This is a genomic window from Micromonospora sp. URMC 103, assembly GCF_051386435.1.
GTDB lineage: Bacteria > Actinomycetota > Actinomycetes > Mycobacteriales > Micromonosporaceae > Micromonospora.
Genome location: NZ_JBPQTR010000006.1, coordinates 336,984 through 357,171, shown reverse-complemented (window position 1 = coordinate 357,171; position 20,188 = coordinate 336,984). Strand labels below are relative to the sequence as shown.

Here is a 20,188-nt window from a genome sequence, read left to right as displayed (position 1 = left end):
CTGTGCGGCGACACTGTGAGGAAGCCGACCACGAGAGTGTGCACGGCGAATAACGTCGGATAAGTCAGTTTGGCGCGGACACGCCGACCAAACCGCCTCAGACGGCTCCTGGGCACCCCCCGGCGGACGGCCGAGCGGGATGATCACTTACGGTGGGGGTGCGCACCGCCCACTCCCAGGGGGCGGGCTTCGGAGCCGCCACGAAGCGTGACGGTCGTGCGGTGCCACACTCCGGCAAGAAAATTTTCAGGACTCCTGGCGACCAATCGCCATCTTCCGGGCGCGTGTCGGAGGGTTGACCCTTGCGTACCCCTGGTCACTAGGCAGTAGCTTTCCTTCGTGGCAGCAAACCGAGGCTGCGCGGGTCTGTGATGGCAGGCGCGCGCAAGCCGGTTGTCGAGGTGCGGCGCAGCCAGCGCCGGCGACGCACGGTGTCCGCGTACCGCGACGGCGAGCGGGTCGTCGTCCTGATTCCCGACCAGTTCTCCCGGGCCGAGGAGAGCGAGTGGGTCGACCGGATGCTGGCCCGGCTCGCCGCACGGGAGGGGCGCCTCGCCCGCTCCGACGCCGAGCTGCTCGCACGGGCCACCCGGCTGCTCACCACCTATCTCACCGAGTACGGCGCCCGGGCGGTGCCGGCCAGCGTCCGGTGGGTCACCAACCAGAACGGCCGCTGGGGCTCGTGCACCCCCGCCGACCGCACCATCCGGATCTCGCACCGTGTGCAGGACATGCCCGACTGGGTGATCGACTACGTGCTCCTGCACGAGCTGGCGCACCTTATCGTGCCGAGCCACAACGCCGAGTTCTGGGCGTTGGTCGCCCGCTACCCCCGCTCCGAGCGCGCCCGCGGCTACCTGGAGGGCGTGGCAGCGGCCGCCGCCGTCCCCGCCCTGACCGACTGACCAGCCCGGCGCTGCCCACCGTTCCGGCGGGCGCGTCGATCATGAGGTGTGCGGCGCCTTCGATCTTCGGACGCGCCGCCAACCTCATGATCACGGGACGGGTGCGGGGTGGGGGGTTAGGGTCGGGGGATGGTGCGGCGGGTGGTGGTGGCGCTACTGGGGCCGGTGGCCTGGGCGCCGCCGGGCGTGGATTCGGCGCGGTGGCGCGCGGCGCTGGCCGAGGACACGGTCGACCTGCTCGCCATGCTGGCCGAGGTCGACACCGCCGTGGCGGTGACCCCCGCAGACCGGGCGCTCGCCGACGCGGTGACGTGGCCCGACATGGCCGTGTACGAGGTGCCCGAGCCGACGCCGGGCGCCGTCTTCGCGGCGCTGACCGGGTACGACCAGGCCGCCGTGATCGCCGCCGACGCGCCCGACCTACCGGGGCTGACCATCGGCAAGCTGCTCCGCCCGTTGACCAGCCGCCCGGTGGCGGTCGCGCCTGCCGAGGGCGGCGGACCGGGGCTGCTCGGGATCGCCGCGCGGCTGCCCGTGCCGCACTGGCTGCCGCCCGTGGACCTGGACCGCACGCTGCCGAGCACCGTACGCGCCGCCGCTCCCCGCCCCGGCGACCTCGCGGTGACACCGGCCTGGCGCCGCCAGCGCGGGCCCGCCGACGTGGCCATGCTCGACCCGGCCGTCGAGGGGTGGGAGGCCACCCGCGCCCTGCTCTCCGGCGCGGGCCACCCCGGCTGACTGCCTGGTCCTGGTCCGGCGCGCGTCTTGGCTGGTGGTCAGCGCCGCGCCACCGTTGGTGTTGGCACCGCGTCGCGGCTGGCGGTCGGCGTCGCGCCGCTGCCGGTGGGCGTTGCGAGCTGGCGGAGCCGCCCCGACCGGAGCGGATCGCCCGAAGGCTTGATGCCTCAGAGTCATAAATATGCCTCTGAGGCATCAGGCTCGCAGTGATTAGCAGTCCGAGGTCGGGGTCGCGCGGCTGGCCGGGTCACGCCGTTCGCGCGTCGATCTCACTCTTGGTGAAGTCCCGTCGCGGGCGGGCCCGCGGCTGCGGGACGGGTCAGGAGCGGTTGTCGCCCTCGTCGTCGTCCGGTCGCCGCTCCTTCTCGCCGGGCGCCTGCTCCTCCGGGCCGCCGGGAGCGGTGAAGTCGAACTTCTCCAGCTCATCCATGATGTCGACGTCGGCCATCGCGAACGCCACGGGGTCGGCGAAGTCGTCCTCGGAGGGGAGCAGGTCGGGGTGGCCCCAGAGGGCGTCCCGGCCGGCGATGCCGCGGTGCTCGGTGAGCGCGGCCCAGAGCGCGGCCGCCTCGCGCAGCCGCCGTGGGCGCAGCTCCAGACCGACCAGCGCGGCGAAGGTCTGCTCGGCGGGGCCGCCGGCCGCCCGCCGCCGCCGGAACGCCTCGGCGAGGCGTACCACGTCGGGCAGCCGGCCCTGGGCCGCGCTGTCCACCACGTGGCACACCCAGCCCTCGACCAGCGCCAACGCGGTCTCCAGGCGGGCCAGTGACGCCTTCTGCGCCGGGGTGTCCTCCGGCGTGAAGATGCCCTCCAGCGCGATGGCCTGCATCGACTCCGGGTCGGTCGGGTCGACCCGGCCCATCGCCTCCTCGATCGCCTCCCGGTTGACGCGGATGCCCGAGGCGTACATCTCGACGGCGCTCAGCACGTGGCCGCGCAGCCACGGGACGTGCTGGAAGAGGCGCTGGTGGGCGGCCTCGCGCAGGGCCACGTAGAGGCGGACCTCGTCCTCCGGCAGCTCCAGGCCCTCGCCGTACGCCTTGATGTTGGCCGGGATGAGCGCGGCCGTGCCGGCCGGGCCGAGCGGCAGCCCGATGTCACCGGCGGAGAGCACCTCGGCGGCGAGCGAGCCCAGCGCCTGGCCGAGCTGACCGCCGAAGAGAGCGCCGCCGAGCGTGGCGACCATCGACTGCATCGGGCCGAGCTGGGCGCGGGCCTCCGGAGGCACGAGGTCGCCCATGGCGCCGACCATCCGGCTCGCCACCGGGTCGCAGAGCTTGCGCCAGACGTCCAGCGTCTTGTAGATCCACTCGTTGCGGTTCCAGGCCACCGAGGTCTGGATGCCGGACGGCCACGCGGACGCCGGCTCCAGCCACAGGTCGGCCAGCCGCAGCGCCTCCTCGACGGCGTTGCGCTCGTACGGCGACACCGCCGGGTCGCCCGCGGCGGCGAGCTGGCTCGCGGCCACCTGCCGGGCCAGGTCCCAGTTCACCGGCCCGCTGCCCGACGAGGAGAGCAGGTGCTGCAACTGCGACATGAACTGCTGCATCTGCGCGGGATCGTTGGGGTCTGGTGGTTGCCCACCCGGGAGTGCGAAACCGAACGGAATATCAGGCACGAGGTCTACGGTACGCGCGCCGCGCCCCAGGTCGTGCCGCTGGCGTTGCGCTGAGGGCGAAGTCGCCCGCGTACCGCCGGTGCGTGCCGGCCCGGTCGGTACGCTCTGCCGCATGAGACGTCGCGGCGTGACCGTCCTCCTCGGTGCCCTGCTCACCGCTCTGCTCAGCATCGGGGTGCTCGGCGCGCCGATCCCGTACGTGGTGCTCGGCCCGGGACCGACCGTCAACACGCTGGGCACGGAGAACGGCAAGGAGGTCATCCAGGTCTCCGGCCGGGCGACCTCCACCTCCGCCGGGCAGTTGCGGCTCACCACGGTCGGCGTCCAGCCGTCGGTCAAGCTCCGTTCGGCCATCGCCGGCTGGTTCTCCGACGACGAGGCCGTCGTGCCCCGCGAACTGATCTACCCGCCGGGCGAGTCGCAGGAGCAGGTCGAGAAGCGCAACGCCGAGGACTTCGCGGCCTCGCAGACCAGCGCCGAGACCGCCGCGCTGCGGGAACTGGGCTTCCCGGTGCAGGTGGTGGTGAAGTCGGTGACCGCGGGCGGCCCGTCGGTGGGGCTGCTCAAGCCCGGCGACGTGCTGACCTCGGTCGACGGGCAGCCCGTTCCGGTCGCCGCCCGGCTCACCGAGCTGATCCGGGCCAAGCCGTCGGGCACCGCGCTCACCATCGGCTACACCCGGGCCGGTACGCCGGCCACCGCGCGGGTCACCAGCCGGGAGCAGGACGGCCACCCGCGGATCGGCGTCGAGATCGAGCAGCGGCAGCCGCACCCGTTCAACCTGAGCATCGACCTGGAGGACATCGGCGGGCCCAGCGCCGGCCTGATGTTCGCGCTCGGGATCGTCGACAAGCTGACCCCCGACGACCTGACCGGCGGCATGGTGATCGCGGGCACCGGCACCATCGACGACGAGGGGAAGGTCGGCCCGATCGGCGGGATCGCCCAGAAGCTGGTCGGCGCCAAGCACGCGGGCGCCAAGGTGTTCCTCGTGCCGGCGGACAACTGCGCCGAGGCCGTCCGCAACCCGCAGCCCGACCTGCCGCTGATCCGGATCGGCTCGCTGGACGAGGCGCTCAAGGCGCTCGAGACGCTCCGCGCCGGAGGCCAGCCGACGCGCTGCTGACCACGGGCCGCCACGTTCAGGAACACCCCGTACTCTGGGTGCCTGGTCGGAGCCGATCACATCGAGCGTGCGGAGCCAACAGTGGTCATGCGAAGCAGCAGCCCTCTGCCGAGGATGAGTCGGCGCGGACGCGTCACGATCGCCGTCCTGGTCGGGGTGTTCGCGCTCTTCACCCTGCTCGGTTGGGGCGTACAGGCCTGGACGGACTGGCTGTGGTTCGACGAGGTCGACTACACACAGGTCTTCACCGGTGTGCTCGTCACCCGACTGCTGCTCTTCGTCGTGATCGGCCTCGCCATGGCCGTGATCGTCGGCGGCAACCTCTGGCTGGCCTACCGGCTGCGTCCGCGGCTGCGCCCGCACTCGGTCGAGCAGGCGACGCTGGAGCGCTACCGCATGGCGCTCACCCCGCGGCTCGGCACCTGGATCGCGGTCGTCGCCGCGATCGTGGGCCTGTTCGCCGGCCTGTCCGCGCAGAGCCGGTGGAACCAGTGGCTGCTCTTCCGCAACGGCGGCGACTTCGGCGTGAAGGACCCGGAGTTCGGCGTCGACGTGGGGTTCTACGTCTTCCAGCTGCCGTTCTGGCGCTACCTGCTGGGCGTCGGGTTCACGGCCGTGGTGCTGGCCGTGGTCGGCGCGCTCGCCATGCACTACATCTTCGGCGGGGTCCGGTTGCAGGGCGTCGGCGACCGGATGACCAACGCCGCCCGCGCCCACCTCAGCACCCTCGTCGCGGTCTTCGTGGCGCTCAAGGCGATCGCGTACGTGCTGGACCGGCGGGCCATGCTGCTGGAGTACAACGAGGGCGCGAAGCTCTACGGCGCCGGCTACGCCGACGTCAACGCGCTGCTGCCGGCGAAGGAGATCCTCGCGTACATCTCCGTCGTGGTGGCGGTCGCGATCATCATCTTCTCCAACGCCTGGATGCGGAACCTGGTGTGGCCGGGCATCTCGCTCGCCCTGCTGGGTGTCTCGGCGGTGGCGATCGGCGGCATCTACCCGTGGGCCGTGCAGACCTTCGAGGTGAAGCCGAGCGCCAAGGAGAAGGAGGCGCCGTACATCCAGCGCAGCATCGAGGCGACCCGGGCGGCGTTCGGCCTGGCGGACACGAAGACAACCCCGTACGCGGCGAACAACCTCACTCCACCCGCCAGTCTGGCCACCGACACCTCGGTGGTGCCGAACGCCCGACTGCTCGACCCGCAACTGGTCAGCGAGACGTACACCCAGCTCCAGCAGGTGCGGGGCTTCTACGACTTCGGCCCGAAGCTCGACATCGACCGGTACGGGGTCAACGGCAAGACGTCGGACTACGTGGTCGGCGTCCGCGAGATCAACTACGGCGAGCTGACCGACCAGCAGAACACCTGGATCAACCGGCACACCGTCTACACGCACGGCTACGGCCTGGTCGCCGCCCCCGCCAACCAGGTGGTGTGCGGCGGGCAGCCGTTCTTCGTCTCCGGCTTCCTCGGCGACCGGACGCAGGAGGCGTGCTCCTCGCAGACCGAGCAGATCCCCGCGAACCAGCCGCGCATCTACTACGGCGAGCGGATGGGCGACGACGACTACGCGATCGTCGGCCAGCCCGACCCGGAGAAGAAGGCGGAGTTCGACCGGCCGGTCGGCGAGGGCGGCGGCGAGTTCTACACCTACACGGGCACCGGCGGCGTGGAGATCGGCTCGTTCACCCGGCGACTGCTGTACGCGATCAAGGAGCAGGAGTCCAACTTCCTGCTCTCCGGCGCGGTCAACGAGGACTCGAAGCTGCTCTACGTACGCAACCCGCGCGACCGGGTGGAGAAGGTCGCGCCGTTCCTGACCCTCGACGGTGACCCGTACCCGGCCGTGGTGGACGGCCGCGTGCAGTGGATCGTCGACGGCTACACGACGGCCGCGACCTTCCCGTACGCCGAGCGCGTCAACCTCCGCGAGGAGACCACCGACGAGCTGACCGGCCGGGGCACGTTCCAGTTGGCGCGGGAAGACGTCAACTACATCCGCAACTCGGTGAAGGCCACGGTCGACGCGTACGACGGCACGGTCCGGCTGTACGAGTTCGACGAGAACGACCCGGTGCTGAAGGCGTGGAACAAGGCGTTCGGCGGTGACCTGGTGCTGCCGAAGAAGGACATCCCGGCCGAGCTCGCCGAACACTTCCGCTACCCGAACGACCTGTTCAAGGTGCAGCGCAACCTGCTCACGAAGTTCCACGTCACCGATCCCGGCGACTTCTACTCGGCCCAGGACTTCTGGCAGGTCCCGAACGTGCCGGACGCACCGGACAGCGGCCAGAAGCAGCCGCCGTACTACCTCTTCACCCAGTTCCCCGGCCAGGACGGTCCCCGGTTCCAGCTCACCTCGGCGGTCACGCCGAACAAGCGGGAGAACCTCGCCGCGCTGATCTCCGGGTCGTACGTCGACGGTCAGCCGCGGTTGGAGGTGCTGGAACTGCCCGACCAGACCCGGATCTCCGGGCCGGTGCAGGTGCACCAGCAGATGACCAACAACGGCGACATCCGGGGGCAGCTCAACATCCTCGCGGCGTCCGGCCAGGCGCAGGTGCTGTACGGCAACCTGCTGTCCCTGCCGTTCGGCAACGGCATGCTCTACGTCGAGCCCGTCTACGTGAAGAGCAACAACGAGGACGCGTTCCCGCAGTTGCAGCGGGTGCTCGTCTCGTACGGCGACGGCGGCTCGTTCGTGGCGCTGGCCAACAACCTGACCGACGGCATCAAGCAGCTCGTCGAGCAGGGCAAGAAGGCCGCGCAGGGGGCGCCGCCGCCGACCACCGGGGGCACCAACCCGCCGACCACCGGCGGCACCAACCCGCCTCCACCGACCGGCGACAACACGCCGCCACCGCTCACCGGTGAGCTGGCCGCCGCGGCGGAACGGGTGCAGGACGCCATCGGCGAGGTCCGGGCCGCGCAGGCGTCCGGTGACTTCGAGCGGTACGGGCGGGCGCTCAAGGCCCTGGACGAGGCGATGAGCGCCTTCCAGCAGGCGCAGGGTCAGGTGACCCCGGCAGCCGGCACGCCGAGCGGTTCGCCGACGCCGAGCGGCAGCGCGTCACCGGGGAGCACCCCGCCGTCGCCGAGCACCAGCCCACCGGCGGGCGACTGATCCGACACACCGCAGGCCCCCGGCCCGTGGACCGACCGGTCCCGGTGCCGGGGGCTCTGTCGTCTCTCCGACCGCAACCGGCCGCGCCTTTCGTCCGTCCTGCTTGAAAAGGGGCGCGGCGCCCGGAAAGCGTGGTGACGACATGAGGGACGCGGGCAGCTTCGACGAGTTCTACCGCAGCACGTCCCGACGGATGCTCCGGTACGGCTACGCGGTCGTCGGGGACTACACCGAGGCGCAGGACCTCGTGCAGGAGGCGTACGCCCGGGCCTGGCGGCAGTGGGGGCGCGTGTCGGCGCACCCGGCGCCGGAGGCGTGGCTGCGGCTGGTCGTCGCCCGGCTGGCCACGGATCGCTGGCGGCGGCTGAACGGGTGGCGGTCGGCGCTCGTCCGCAGCGGGCCGCCACCGGTCGTGCCGCCGCCCAGCGAGGACGGGGTGCTGCTCCTCGCCGCCCTGCGCCAGCTGCCAGCCGCCCAGCGGCAGGCTCTCGCCCTGCACTACCTCTTCGACATGTCGGTGGAGGAGATCGCCCGGGAGACGCAGGTGCCGACCGGCACCGTGAAGTCGTCGCTGTCCCGGGGGCGCGCGCGGCTCGCCGCGCTGCTGCCCGGTGTCTCCGCCACGGAGCTGGAGGCCCACGATGTCGCCTAACCTGCCTGATTTCTACCGTTCGCTCGCCACCGACGCCGACGGACGCGCGCTCGACGGGCCGGACGTGCTGCGCCGGCGAGCCGACCGGCGTGCGCGGGTACGGATGGCGGTCGCCGCCTCCGTCGTGGCGCTGCTGGTCGCCGGCACCGCCACCGGCACCCGGCTGGTGCTGGCCAGCGACGAGGGTCCCGTCGCGCCCCCGGCCGACACGCCGGCCCCGGCGGTGACCGAGTCTCCCGTGCCGGTGACCCCGTCGCCCGTCACGCCGTCCCCGGCCACCTCGCCGTCCCGGGTCACCCCGGCCGGCACGCCGTCGGCTGCCCGCACGACGGCCGGGACGCGGCCACCGCGTACGCCCACGTCGATCCCGGACCGGGCCTTCTTCGTCCAGCCGGCGGCGACCACGGCCATGGCGCCGGTCTTCACGCCCGACGGGAACGTGCTGCCGGACCTCTGCGGCGCGGACCTCGACGGCGGGGTGGTGCGGAGCCGCAGCCGCGCGCTCTTCTACCACCTGACCCCGAACCAGCCGGAGGGCACCGTGCCGTACGGCAGCTACCGGCACAGCATCACAATCCACCGTCCCGGGCGGGCCGACGACTGGATGGCCGAGCTGCGCCGGGCGGTGCGGAACTGTCCCCAGCAGGAGAGCGGCGACGGGCGGGCGTCCCGGCTGCGGCTGCTGCCGGGCGGCGACTTCGGCGACGAGGCGGTGCTCATCGAGATCCGCGAACCGGCGTTCGCGGGAGGCGAGCCGGTGGACGGCGAGTCGATCCGCCTGATCCGGGCGATCCGGACCGGCGACGTGGTGACGGTGCTGTGGGAGATGGGCTGGGAGGGCACGTCGAGTGACCGACGCCAGGTCGACGACTACAGCCGGCGTGCGGTCCGGGCCGTCTCCGACTGGTTGGACTGAGGCCGCCGGGCCGGCGGGCGACCGCCGGCCCGGTCGCGTGCCTCGGCCGCCCGGCGCTACGCCGCCGGCTGGCCGCCGGGCAGCCGGGCTCCGGCTGCCGGCCACCCCGCACCGGAGCCGTTTTGCGGAGTACGGGGGGCGTGCGTTACGGTTTACGAACCGACGCGGGGTGGAGCAGCTCGGTAGCTCGCTGGGCTCATAACCCAGAGGTCGCAGGTTCAAATCCTGTCCCCGCTACGACGAGAAACACCAGGTGAGAGCCCGTTCCCGGATCCCGGGGGCGGGCTTTCGTCATGTCCAGGGCCGGGCGCGGGCGGGGCCGGGTGCGGGCGGGGCCGGGTGCGGGCGGGGCCGGGTGCGGTGCGGGTGACTGTAGGACGGCTCCGGACCCAAATCAATACTTGAAGAAGTTAAATATTTCCTTAGGCTTTCGGGCATGTCTCCCGCGGACGACACGGGCGCGCTCATCGGGGCGCCGGCCGCCACGGCCGTGTTCACGGCGGTGCTGACCGAGGGGCCGGTGAGCCGCGTCCGGCTCGCCCGGCGGCTCGGCCTCTCCTCGGCCGCCGTCACCAAGGCCGCCCGCCCGCTCATCGAACGGGGTTACCTGCACGAGCTCGCCGCGACCGAGCGCACCGGCCCCGGCGCCGGGCGTCCGGCCAGCCCGCTCGCCGTCCGCGCCGACCGCGAGTTCTTCCTCGGCGTGAAGATCACCGCCGACGAGCTGATCGGCGTGGTCTGCGACCTGCGCGCCCGGGTGCGCGCCACGGCCCGCCGACCGCTGGCCGACTCCGGCGTCGAGGCCGTGCTCGGCGAGCTCGGCCGGCTCATGGACACGCTCCTCCACGAGCTGCCCGGTCAGCGGGCCCGGGTCCGCCGGCTCGGGCTCTCCCTCTCCGGCGACGTGGACCGCACGAGCGGCCTCGTGCGCTACTCGCCGTTCCTGCACTGGCGCGACGTGCCGCTGGGGCGCCTCGCGACCCGGGCCACCGGCCTCACCGTGACCGTGGAGAACGACGTGAAGGCGCTGACGGCCGCCGAACACTGGTTCGGCGAGGGGGTGGGCGCCGAGTCGTTCGCCCTCGTCACCGTCGGCACGGGCATCGGCTGCGGCCTCGTCGTCAACGGCCGGCTCGTCTCCGGCTCGTACGGCGTCGCCGGTGAGATCGGTCACCTCCCCGTGGACGCCGCGGGCCCCGACTGTCACTGCGGCGGTCGCGGCTGCGTCGAGGCCATCGCTGGCACGGACGCCCTCGTGGCGCAGGCCCGGGAGCGCACGGGCCGCCCCGACCTGAGCCTCGACGAGGCAGTGGCGCTGGCGCGCGGCGGCCGGGAGGACGTGCGGGCCGTCTTCGCCCGCGCCGGCAGCGCGATCGGTTGTGGCATCGCGGCCGTCGCGAACCTCGTGGGCCCCACCCGGATCGTCGTCTCGGGGGAGGGACTCGCCGCGTACGACCTGTTCGACACGACCATCCGCGCGAGCTTCGAGCGCCAGGCCTTCGGCGCCGCCGCCCAGTGCCCCCTGTCCATCCGTCCGCTCCCGTTCGAGGAGTGGGCCCGCGGCGCGGCCGCCGTGAGCATCCAGTCGCTCGTCCTTCCCTGACCCGACGACGGCCGGCCACGGTCGGCCCGGTCGTACGGACACCACCCCAGCAGGAGGTTGATGTGGAAACAGCCAGCAGACGTGCCGGGCGTCGGACCGGCGTCGTCGTCGCCGCGGCGCTCGCCGTCGCCTTGGGCGGCGGGGCCGTGCCGGCGCGGGCCGGCACGCCGGCGGACGCCGCGACGCCCGGCGGCACGGCCGCGCCGTCGACGACCGGTCTCGCGGCGCGCCCCTACCTGGGGTGGAGCAGTTGGAGCATGCAGTCGTCCAAGTACCCGGGCCTGAACCCCGACGGCGACTACAGCTACCTCACCGAGGCCAACGTCCTCAAGCAGGCGGACGCGCTCGCCGCCACGCTCAAGCCGTTCGGCTACGAGTACGTCAACATCGACGCCGGCTGGTGGCGGGACAACACCTGGAAGCCCGGGTTCGACGGGTACGCCCGGCAGACGCCCGACCCGGTCCGGTTTCCCCGGGGCATGAAGGCCGTGGCCGACCACATCCACGGCAAGGGCCTGAAGGCGGGCATCTACCTGCCCGTCGGGCTGGAGAAGGAGGCGTACGCGGACGGCGCGGCGCCCATCTGGAACGCGCCCGGCTGCACCACCGCGGACATCGTCTACCCGGACCTGCGTACGACGAACGGCTGGGACAGCGCCTACAAGCTGAACTTCGACAACCCCTGTGCCCAGCGGTACATCGACTCGCAGGCGCAGATGTTCGCCGACTGGGGCTACGACTTCCTCAAGCTCGACGGCGTCGGGCCGGGCTCGTTCAAGTCCGGCGACAACTACGACAACGTGGCCGACGTGGCCGCCTGGCAGAAGGCGATCGCCGCCGCCGGCCGGCCCATCCACCTCGAGCTGTCCTGGTCCCTGGACATCAACCACGCCGCCGACTGGCAGCGGTACTCCAACGGCTGGCGGATCGACACCGACGTCGAGTGCTACTGCAACACGCTCGTCACCTGGGAGAACTCGGTCGACGACCGGTTCGACGACGCGCCGGCCTGGAGCCGCAAGGCCGGCCCCGGCGGCTGGAACGACCTCGACACGCTCAACGTGGGCAACGGCGAGATGGACGGCCTCACCCGGGCCGAGCGGCAGACGTACATGACGTTGTGGGCGATCTCGAAGTCGCCGCTGTACACCGGCGACGACCTCACCCGGCTCGACGACTACGGCCTGTCCCTGCTCACCAACCGCGAGGTCATCGCGGTCGACCAGGACGGCGCGGCGCCCGCCCGACCGGTCACGCCCGCCGGCGACCAGCAGGTCTGGGCCGCGAAGAACCCCGACGGCAGCTGGACCGTGGCCCTGTTCAACCTCGCCGACGCGCCCGCCTCGGTCACCGCCCACTGGGCGTCGCTCGGGTTCACCGGCAAGGCCGCCGTGCGCGACCTGTGGAACCGGAAGAACCTCGGGGCGTACCGGGACAGCATCAGCGCGGCGCTGCCGGCGCACGGTTCCCGGCTGTTCACCGTCCGGCCCGACGGGCCGGCGCTGGTCACCACCCGCTACGAGGCCGAGGCGGCCACCAACACCCTGAGCGGCAACGCGGCCCCGGCCGGATGCGAGGCCTGCTCGGGCGGCCAGAAGGTCGGCAACCTCTACCTCGGCGGCAAGCTGCGGTTCAACGACGTCACGGTGCGCAGGGCCGGCATCTACACGGTCACCATCGCCTACGTGAGCGGCGACGCCCGCTCGGCCACCGTCTCCTCCAACGACGGCAACGGCACGAGCGTGAAGTTCCCCTCCACGGGCGACTGGGGGACGGCCGAGACGATCAGCGTCCAGCTGGCCCTCCGGGCGGGCGCCAACACCATCACCGTCGACAGCGCCGACTGGTACGCCCCCGACATCGACCGGATCGACGTCCCGCAGACCCCCTGACCGATCCCCGTGGGGCCCGGCCACCCGGTCGGGCCCCCGGCCGGAGGACCCCGCCGCCCGCCAGGTTGGAGCACCGACATGGACATCCGGAACACCGAATCGCGCGACATCGGCCCGAGCCGGCGGGGTTTCCTCGCCCTCGCCGCCGCCTCCGGTGTGGTCACCGCCCTGGGTGGCCTGCCCGCCTTCGCGGCGTCGGCGGCCCCTCGGCGCCCCACCGAATCGCCCCTGCTCGCCCCGACCGACGCCGCGAGGAACGAGCTGTGGTGGCGGGCCCCCGGCTCCGGCACCTCCCTCATCGAGCAGGGGCTTCCGGTCGGCAACGGCCGCCTCGGCGCGCTCGCCGGCAACGACCCCGCCAGCGAGGTGTTGACGATCAGCGACGCCACCCTCTGGACCGGCGGGCGCAACGACACCCTGCAGAGCGACGGCCAGTTCCCGTACGGGCGGGACGACTTCGGCTCCCTCACCCTGCTGGCCACGCTCACCGTCGACATCCCCGGCCACGACCTGGGTGGCGTCGACAACTACCGCCGTACGCTCGACCTGGCGCAGGGTCTCGTCGGCGCCACGTACGAGGTGGGCGGCGTCACCTACCGGCGGCAGATCTTCGCGAGCCGCCCCGACGACGTGATCGTCCTGCGCTTCACACAGGAGGGCCGGGGCGCGTACACGGGCACGGTCGCCCTGGCGGGCACCCACGGTGAGTCGACCACCGTCGACGTGGCGCACCGCTGCGCGTCGTTCGGCGCGTCCTTCGCCAACGGGCTGAGGTACGGCGCCGCCGTCACGGTGCGCAGCGACAGCGGCCGGATCACGGTCACCGGCACCTCGATTTCGTTCACCGACTGCCGGGACCTCACGGTCATCGTGACCGGGGGCACGAACTACGCGCCCGACGCCGCCGCGGGCTTCCGCGACCCGTCCGTGGACCCCGAGCGCCTGGCCCGCACCAAGGTCCTGGCCGCGGCCCGCGAGTCCGTCCGCGACCTGCTGCACACCCACGTGGCCGACGTCCGCCCGCTGTTCGAGCGGTTCACCGTCGACCTCGGCGGCTCGTCGGCCGCGCAGCGCGAACTCGACACCTGGGAGCGGCTGGAGGCGCGGTGGCGCGGCGACGTGCCCGACCCGGAACTCGAGGCCGCGTACCTCCAGTTCGGCCGCTACCTGACGATCGCCGGATCGCGGGGCAGCCTGCCGATGGGCCTGCAGGGCCCGTGGCTGGACGGCAACGATCCGGACTGGATGGGCGACTACCACACCGACGTCAACATCCAGATGAACTACTGGCTGGCCGACCGGGTGGGCCTGGGAGTCTGCTTCGACGCGCTCGCGGACTACTGCCTCGCGCAACTGCCATCCTGGACGGACGTCACCCGCCGCCTGTTCAACAGCCCCACCAACCGGTTCCGCAACTCCACCGGCCGGATCGCCGGCTGGGCGGTGGCCTTCTCCACCAACCCGTACGGCGGAAGCGGCTGGTGGTGGCATCCGGCCGGCAACGCCTGGCTCTGCCAGAACCTCTTCGAGCACTACGAGTACACCCAGGACCGCGCCTACCTGGCGAAGGTCTATCCGCTGCTCAAGGGCGCCGTGGAGTTCTGGGCGGCCCGCCTCGTCACCACCACCGTCACCGACGCGTCCGGCGTCACCCGCGAGGTGCTGGTCGACGACGGCGACTGGTCGCCCGAGCACGGGCCGCAGGACGCCCGGGGCATCACCTACGCGCAGGAGCTGGTCTGGAACCTCTTCGGGAACTACCACACCGCGGCGCGGGTGCTGGGGCGGGACAGCGCCTACGCCGAGACCGTCGACGAGCTGCGTAACCGCCTCTACCTGCCGGTGGTCAGCCCCACGACGGGCTGGCTCGAGGAGTGGATGTCGCCCGACAACCTCGGTGAGACCACCCACCGGCACCTCTCCCCGCTTATCGGGCTCTTCCCCGGCGACCGGATCCGCCCCGACGACTCCACCCCGGCGCAGATCGTCGCCGGCGCGACGGCGCTGCTCACCGCGCGCGGCATGAACAGCTACGGCTGGGCCAACGCCTGGCGGAGCCTGTGCTGGGCCCGGCTCAAGGACGCGGAGAAGGCGTACCGGCTGATCGCCACCAACCTCAAGCCGTCCATCGACGGTGGCAACGGCACTGCCATGAACCTCTTCGACATCTACGAGACGAACCCGGGGCGCGGCATCTTCCAGATCGACGCGAACCTGGGCACACCCGCCGCGGTCGTCGAGATGCTCGTCTACTCCCGGCCGGGGCACGTCGAGCTGCTGCCCGCGCTGCCCGCCGCGTGGGCGGCCTCCGGCTCGGTGTCCGGGGTGGGCGTCCGCGGCGGCTTCGTCGTCGACCTCGCCTGGCGCGCCGGCCGGGTCACCCGGGCCACCCTCACGAGCGTCGGCGGCCGCAGCACGACCGTGGTCACCGGTGGCGTCACCCGGCGGGTCGACCTGGCCCCCGGCGGGTCCGTCACCCTGAGGGACTTCTGATGCGCCGCCCGCACCGCGACACCGTCCGGCGCGGTCGCCCGGTCGACCGGCGCCGGGCGACCCGCGCGGTGCTGGCCGCCGCGGTCTGCGTACCGCTGACGGTGATTCCCGCGCAGGCGGGGCCGGCGGCGCAGGGCGGGTCCTCCGCGCCGGCCGTGTCGGCCGCGCGGGTCGTGTCGGCCGGGCCGGCCGCGCGGGCCGTGTCGGCCGGGCCGGCGGCGTCGGTGGCGGTCGCGGGAAACGCGCCGGCCTCGGCCACGGCGGCTCGCGACCGGCACGCCGTGGTCACCTGGGGCGCCAGCGCCGACCGGCAGGGCGCCGGGCCCGCCGACCGCAGCTACCGCCTCGTCGTACGCACCAGCGTCGGCGGGACGGACCTGCGGATCCGCCTGAGCAACGCCTTCGGCGAGCACCCGGTGACCTTCGCGAGCGCGTACGCGGGGCTCCGGCGGCAGGGTGCGGAGCTGATCGGGGGCAGCAACCGCCGGCTGACGTTCGGCGGCCGGGCGTCGGTCACGGTGCCGGCGGGCGAGACGGCGTACAGCGATCCGCTGCCCGGGAGACTGGCCGCGCAGAGCGACCTCGTCGTCAGCCTGTACGTGACGGGTGCCGAGGGGCCGACGACCGGTCACGGCATGGCCATGCAGACCTCGTACGCGGCCGCCGGTGACCACGCCGCCGAGGAGGCGGCCACCAACTGGATCGACCGGACGGACTCCTGGTACTGGCTGGACGCCGTCACCGTGGAGACGTCCACGGACATCGGGGCCGTGGCGGTGCTCGGCGACTCCATCACCGACGGCTGGGCCTCCACGTCGGACGAGAACCGTCGGTGGCCCGACTACCTCTCCCGTCGGCTCCAGGCGCTGGCGGGCGGGACGGTGAAGGGCGTGGCCAACGAGGGCATCTCCGGCAACAGGGTGCTCGCCGACGGCGCGGGGCAGGCCGCGCTCCGTCGGCTGGACCGCGACGTGCTCTCCCTGCCCGGTGTCGAGACCGTGTTCGTGCTCGAAGGCGTCAACGACATCAAGGCCCACGCCGGTGTCACCGTCGACGACCTGGTGGCCGGCTACCGGCAGATCGTCGACCGGGCGCACGCCGCGGGGAAGTGCGTGGTCGGCGCGACGGTCATGCCGTACAAGGGCTGGCCCGAGTACGACGACGCGGGCGAGGCGGTGCGGCAGGGCGTCAACGAGTGGATCCGGCGCGGTGGCGCGTTCGACGCCGTGGTGGACCTCGACCGGATCACACGCAGTCCGTACGACCCGCAGGCGCTCCTGCCGTTCTTCGACGGCGGGGACCACCTCCACCCGAACGACAAGGGCATGCAGGCGATGGCCGACGCCGTCGACCTGTCCGCGCTGCGGTGCGACCGCTGAAGCGGAGGAACGCCACGGCGCCGAATCGGGAGGCCCGCGAAACCCGGTGGAGACGATGGGGTAGAGTTGTTTTCACCGACGCGGGGTGGAGCAGCTCGGTAGCTCGCTGGGCTCATAACCCAGAGGTCGCAGGTTCAAATCCTGTCCCCGCTACGAGATGACCCGGGTCCCTCAGAGATGAGGGGCCCGGGTTTTTGTCGTTTCACGGCAGGTGCCCCTCGCGTGTTGGCCGTCGACCGCCGTGCCGACCTTGCGCTCCTCGGCGAGGATGTGGGCATGTCTTCTTTCGGCAAGTGGTGGGGCCGGCTCGGCGCGGTCCTCGGTTCGGTCGTGCTCGCGGTGTTCGTCCCGGTCGCGGCCTGGGCGTCGACCGGCACCGGCGAGGTGGTCGTGGAGGCCGCCCGGCGGCGGTCGCGCGGCGGTGGCTTCGGATTCCTCGGTCTCCTCTGCTGCCTCGTGGTGGTCGTGGTGATCGTCCTGTTGCTGCTGCGACTCATGCGTAACCGGCGCGGCGGCCCGCCCCGGCGCTGAGGGGGCCGGTCAGCCCGCGAGGGCTGCGCCGGCCTGGGCCAGGAACCGGGTGGCGGCCGTCGGCCCGTCCTCCCGGCCGGCCCGGACGCTCTCGGCGGCCGCCACGAGCAGGCTGCGGACCCGGGGGTGACCCTGCGGGGGCGGTGCCGGGGCCGGCCCCAACCCGGTGTCGAGAACGCCGTCGAGCGTGGCGGCACGCTGCTCGGCCGGGTCCGTGACGCCGGCCGTCACGGCCCGGCGGACGGCCCGGCTCGGCGTGAGCCCCCGCTCGTGGCCGAGGACGGCGCCCGCCGCGACGTCGGTGGTCAGGAAGTTGATCACGTCGATCGCAGCCTCGGGGTTTCGGCTGCCCCGGAACACCGCCCAGTACATCGAGGCCCGCGGCCACTGGGTGGCCGCCGACCCCGGAAAGGGCGCGACCCCCAGCTCCGACCGGGTGAGGCGTTGCAGCTCGGGCAGCTGGTGCGACCAGGCGAAGGAGGCGGCGGTCAACCCCGACACGACGAGCTGCCGGGCCGGCTCGCCGCTGTCGGCCTGCTCGACGAGGGCCGCGCTCGGGGTCGCCCGCGCGACGCGGGCCTCCCGCCACAACTCGAACCAGTCGACCAGCTCGTCGACCCCGAAGCCGAGCTGCCGGCCCTGGTAGAACTCCCGCCCCCGGCCGCGCAGCCAGAGCCAGAGCGCCCGGTGGTCACCGGACGGGTCCATGGTGCCGGCGACCCGGCCCCGGCTGGCCCGGGTCACCTGGCGGGCCCAGTCGACGTAGTCGTCCCAGGACATCCCGGCGCGCGGCTCCGGCACGCGCAGCGTGCGCAGCAGGTCCCGGTTGAACACCAGCGCGGCCACGGTCTGCCCGGCGGCCACCGCCATCGTCCGGCCCTCCACCTGGCCGTAGCGGGCCAGCCCCTCCGGTAGCTCGCGCAGGTCGAGCCGGTTGTCCGCCACGTGGTCGGTGAGGTCGAGGAGGATCTTCCGGCGGGCGTACTCGGTGACCACGCCGTCGTCGACCTGGACGAGGTCCGGCACGTTCCCGCCGAGGGCCTGCGTGGCGAGCCGCGAGTAGTAGCCGTCGAAACCCTGCCAGGTGACGCGGAAGCCGACCCGGGGATGGCGCTCGGTGTAGAGGCGCAGCGCCTTCTCGGTGAGCTGGGCGCGCCTCGTCCCGCCCCACCAGAAAACCGACAGCTCGACCGGTCCCTCCCGGACCGGCGCGGGCGCCGGCCCGGCGCTGCACCCGGTGAGACCGCCGGCGGCCAGGACCGGAGTGCCCAGCAACGCGGCGAGCACCCGCCGCCGGCCGGGATCGGCCCCTGCGGACCGGGGTCGCGAAAGGGGCACGCGGGACTCCTGGGAACACGGCGGACGGGACGGTCGGCCCATTCACGCAGGGACGGCCCGAAGGTGTCAACGGCCGTCCGGGCACACCCGGCGCCGGTGCCGGCAGCACGGGCCGGCGAGCGCAGGCACGGTGATCGTGTACGCGTGCCGCGTGGTGTACTAGGGCGCGTGGAACTTCTGCACTCGGGCAAGGTCCGGGACGTCTACGCCGACGGCGACGACCTGATCCTGGTCGCCTCCGACCGCATCTCGATCTACGACGTGGCGTTGCCGACGCCGATCCCCGACAAGGGCCGGCTGCTCACGGCGCTCTCACTCTGGTGGTTCGAGCAGCTCTCCGACCTCGTTCCGAACCACGTGATCTCGGCGACCGACGTGCCGGCCGAGTTCGCCGGGCGGGCGATCCGCTGCCGGCGGCTGGAGATGGTCCCGGTCGAGTGCGTGGCCCGCGGCTACCTCACGGGCGGCGGCCTCAGGGAGTACGAGCGCACCGGCGCGGTGTCGGGCGTACCGCTGCCCCGGGGCCTGGTGGAGGCGTCGATCCTGCCCGAGCCGATCTTCACCCCGTCGACGAAGGCGCCGGCCGGCGAGCACGACGAGCCGATCACGTACGCGGACGTGGTGGCCAAGGTCGGCGAGGCGACCGCCGAGCGGCTGCGCCAGATCACGCTCGACATCTACCGGCGCGGCGCCGAGATCGCGGCGGACCGGGGCATCCTGGTCGCCGACACCAAGATCGAGCTGGGCTGGGCGCCGGACGGCACCCTCGTCCTCGCCGACGAGCTGCTGACCTCCGACTCGTCCCGGTTCTGGCCGGCCGAGTCGTACCAGCCGGGTCGGATCCAGTTCTCCTACGACAAGCAGTACGTGCGGGACTGGGCCACCAGCAGCGGCTGGAACAAGCAGGCGCCGGCCCCGGAGCTGCCCGCCGAGGTGGTCGAGGCGACCCGGGCCCGGTACGTCGACGTGTACGAGACGCTCACCGGCAACCGCTGGGCGTGACGGGAACGGGCGGGCGCCGCGCGCCCGCCCGTACGGTCACTGGCCGACCTTGACGCCCGGCTCGCCGGACACGAACTGGATGGCCTGCCCGGGCTCGCGGCCGGGCCGGTTCGGCGCGCGGCGCTTGCCCATCGGCAGGATCACCCGCCGGTACGAGGCCTCCAGCATCATGGCCGTGGCCGTGTACCAGCCCGCGATCGCCGAGAGGATGAAGAAGTACGCTCCGGCCGTCCGCCAGCCCGAGATGTCGGCGAGCTGGCCGATGGCCTGGCAGGTGGCGCCCGCGGCCAGCGTGCCCAGCACGACGGCGACACTGAGGTTCAACGCCACGGCGGCGAGGGCCCCCGACCAGGTGATCGCGGCGAGCGCGAGGAACCAGTAGCCGAGCGCCACGAAGGGGGTCGGCACGGTGAGCACCCCGAGCGCGACGAGCAGGAAGAGCAGCCCGTACGCCAGCCAGAACGCCCCCCAGATCCCGTGCATGGCGGTGGCCACGCCGTCGCGGGCCCGGAACGCCCACATCCCGGCCAGGAACTGGGCGAGCCCGCCGGTGAACGCGGCGAACGGGAACAGGAAGTTCGGCGCCGAGCTGTTGCCCCACCAGCCGGCCAGGTTGGTCGACACGACGAAGGTGGCGGCCGCGAAGCCGAACAGGCCGAGGATCGACGGCGCGGCGACCGGCTGCAACGAGATCTGTGCGTGGTTTCGCCAGAATTCGAACTCGCCGTCGTGGGACGGCGCTTGGGCCATGCGGGACATCCGAGTCTCCTCCTCCCACGGCGGCTCAACCGGTGCGGCCGAGCGGTCGGAGGCGTCTACCCCGTGCGCGCGGTCCCACACGCCGAGCCAGCCGGCGGGCCGGCGGTCGG

General features: G+C 72.9%; 16 protein-coding genes and 2 tRNA genes. 15 read left to right on the top strand and 3 right to left on the bottom strand.

Translation table 11 applies throughout. The features are described 5' to 3' along the window. The first annotated feature begins 371 nt into the window (after positions 1-371). Together ACSNOA_RS27900 and ACSNOA_RS27895 are read left to right on the top strand one after the other, a co-directional pair. Positions 372-905, top strand: coding sequence for a M48 metallopeptidase family protein (locus tag ACSNOA_RS27900; RefSeq protein WP_436662758.1), 534 nt, complete (start codon positions 372-374; stop codon positions 903-905). A 129-nt stretch (positions 906-1,034) separates the two neighbouring features. Next, positions 1,035-1,643, top strand: a complete 609-nt coding sequence (locus ACSNOA_RS27895; protein WP_436662757.1) for a hypothetical protein — start codon at positions 1,035-1,037, stop codon at positions 1,641-1,643. Between the two features lie 319 nt (positions 1,644-1,962). Here ACSNOA_RS27895 and ACSNOA_RS27890 read toward each other — a convergent pair whose 3' ends face one another. Then, positions 1,963-3,192, bottom strand: a complete 1,230-nt coding sequence (locus ACSNOA_RS27890) for a zinc-dependent metalloprotease (protein ID WP_436662756.1) — start codon at positions 3,190-3,192, stop codon at positions 1,963-1,965. On the opposite strand from ACSNOA_RS27890, the gene ACSNOA_RS27885 reads away from it, so the two are divergent. The 12 genes from ACSNOA_RS27885 to ACSNOA_RS27830 all read left to right on the top strand — a co-directional run bounded on the left by ACSNOA_RS27885 (position 3,163) and on the right by ACSNOA_RS27830 (position 16,979). Beyond that, complete coding sequence (locus tag ACSNOA_RS27885; RefSeq protein ID WP_436663443.1) at positions 3,163-3,315, top strand: hypothetical protein; 153 nt, start codon at positions 3,163-3,165, stop codon at positions 3,313-3,315. The genes ACSNOA_RS27890 and ACSNOA_RS27885 overlap by 30 nt on opposite strands. Positions 3,316-3,373: 58 nt before the next feature. After that, complete coding sequence (locus ACSNOA_RS27880; protein WP_436662755.1) at positions 3,374-4,387, top strand: YlbL family protein; 1,014 nt, start codon at positions 3,374-3,376, stop codon at positions 4,385-4,387. 87 nt (positions 4,388-4,474) lie between these two features. Beyond that, positions 4,475-7,513: a UPF0182 family membrane protein gene (locus ACSNOA_RS27875; RefSeq protein WP_436663403.1), complete on the top strand. Its 3,039-nt coding sequence runs from the start codon at positions 4,475-4,477 to the stop codon at positions 7,511-7,513. A gap of 142 nt (positions 7,514-7,655) precedes the next feature. Continuing rightward, positions 7,656-8,165 carry a SigE family RNA polymerase sigma factor gene (locus tag ACSNOA_RS27870; RefSeq protein WP_436662754.1) on the top strand — a complete coding sequence of 170 codons (510 nt, stop codon included), beginning with the start codon at positions 7,656-7,658 and terminating at the stop codon, positions 8,163-8,165. Beyond that, complete coding sequence (locus tag ACSNOA_RS27865) at positions 8,155-9,081, top strand: hypothetical protein (protein ID WP_436662753.1); 927 nt, start codon at positions 8,155-8,157, stop codon at positions 9,079-9,081. The genes ACSNOA_RS27870 and ACSNOA_RS27865 overlap by 11 nt, the downstream gene beginning before the upstream one ends. Before the next feature lie 163 nt (positions 9,082-9,244). After that, positions 9,245-9,318 (top strand) — tRNA-Met (locus tag ACSNOA_RS27860). Positions 9,319-9,517: 199 nt separating this feature from the next. Next, the gene (locus ACSNOA_RS27855; protein WP_436662752.1) at positions 9,518-10,684 is read left to right on the top strand and encodes an ROK family protein; all 1,167 of its coding nucleotides are present in this window, start codon (positions 9,518-9,520) and stop codon (positions 10,682-10,684) included. 62 nt (positions 10,685-10,746) lie between these two features. Beyond that, entirely contained in the window at positions 10,747-12,576 is a 1,830-nt protein-coding gene (locus ACSNOA_RS27850; protein WP_436662751.1) for an alpha-galactosidase D, read from the top strand. A gap of 78 nt (positions 12,577-12,654) precedes the next feature. Beyond that, on the top strand, positions 12,655-15,069 hold the full coding sequence (locus ACSNOA_RS27845) for a glycosyl hydrolase family 95 catalytic domain-containing protein (protein WP_436662750.1): 2,415 nt from the start codon (positions 12,655-12,657) through the stop codon (positions 15,067-15,069). Continuing rightward, the gene (locus ACSNOA_RS27840) at positions 15,069-16,448 is read left to right on the top strand and encodes a GDSL-type esterase/lipase family protein (RefSeq protein ID WP_436662749.1); all 1,380 of its coding nucleotides are present in this window, start codon (positions 15,069-15,071) and stop codon (positions 16,446-16,448) included. The genes ACSNOA_RS27845 and ACSNOA_RS27840 overlap by 1 nt, the downstream gene beginning before the upstream one ends. A gap of 79 nt (positions 16,449-16,527) precedes the next feature. Continuing rightward, positions 16,528-16,601: transfer RNA gene (locus tag ACSNOA_RS27835), tRNA-Met, on the top strand. A 123-nt stretch (positions 16,602-16,724) separates the two neighbouring features. Then, positions 16,725-16,979, top strand: a complete 255-nt coding sequence (locus ACSNOA_RS27830) for a hypothetical protein (protein WP_436662748.1) — start codon at positions 16,725-16,727, stop codon at positions 16,977-16,979. A gap of 9 nt (positions 16,980-16,988) precedes the next feature. On the opposite strand, the gene ACSNOA_RS27825 is transcribed toward ACSNOA_RS27830, so the two are convergent. Next, complete coding sequence (locus ACSNOA_RS27825) at positions 16,989-18,317, bottom strand: ABC transporter substrate-binding protein (protein ID WP_436662747.1); 1,329 nt, start codon at positions 18,315-18,317, stop codon at positions 16,989-16,991. Positions 18,318-18,485: 168 nt separating this feature from the next. Here ACSNOA_RS27825 and ACSNOA_RS27820 point away from each other — a divergent pair, with 168 nt between their 5' ends. Then, complete coding sequence (locus ACSNOA_RS27820) at positions 18,486-19,319, top strand: phosphoribosylaminoimidazolesuccinocarboxamide synthase (protein ID WP_436662746.1); 834 nt, start codon at positions 18,486-18,488, stop codon at positions 19,317-19,319. 36 nt (positions 19,320-19,355) lie between these two features. Here the strand turns inward: ACSNOA_RS27820 and ACSNOA_RS27815 are convergent, their stop codons facing one another. Continuing rightward, positions 19,356-20,078 (bottom strand): acetate uptake transporter family protein, encoded by a 723-nt coding sequence (locus ACSNOA_RS27815; RefSeq protein ID WP_436662745.1) that lies wholly within the window; start codon positions 20,076-20,078, stop codon positions 19,356-19,358. Positions 20,079-20,188: the final 110 nt, after the last annotated feature.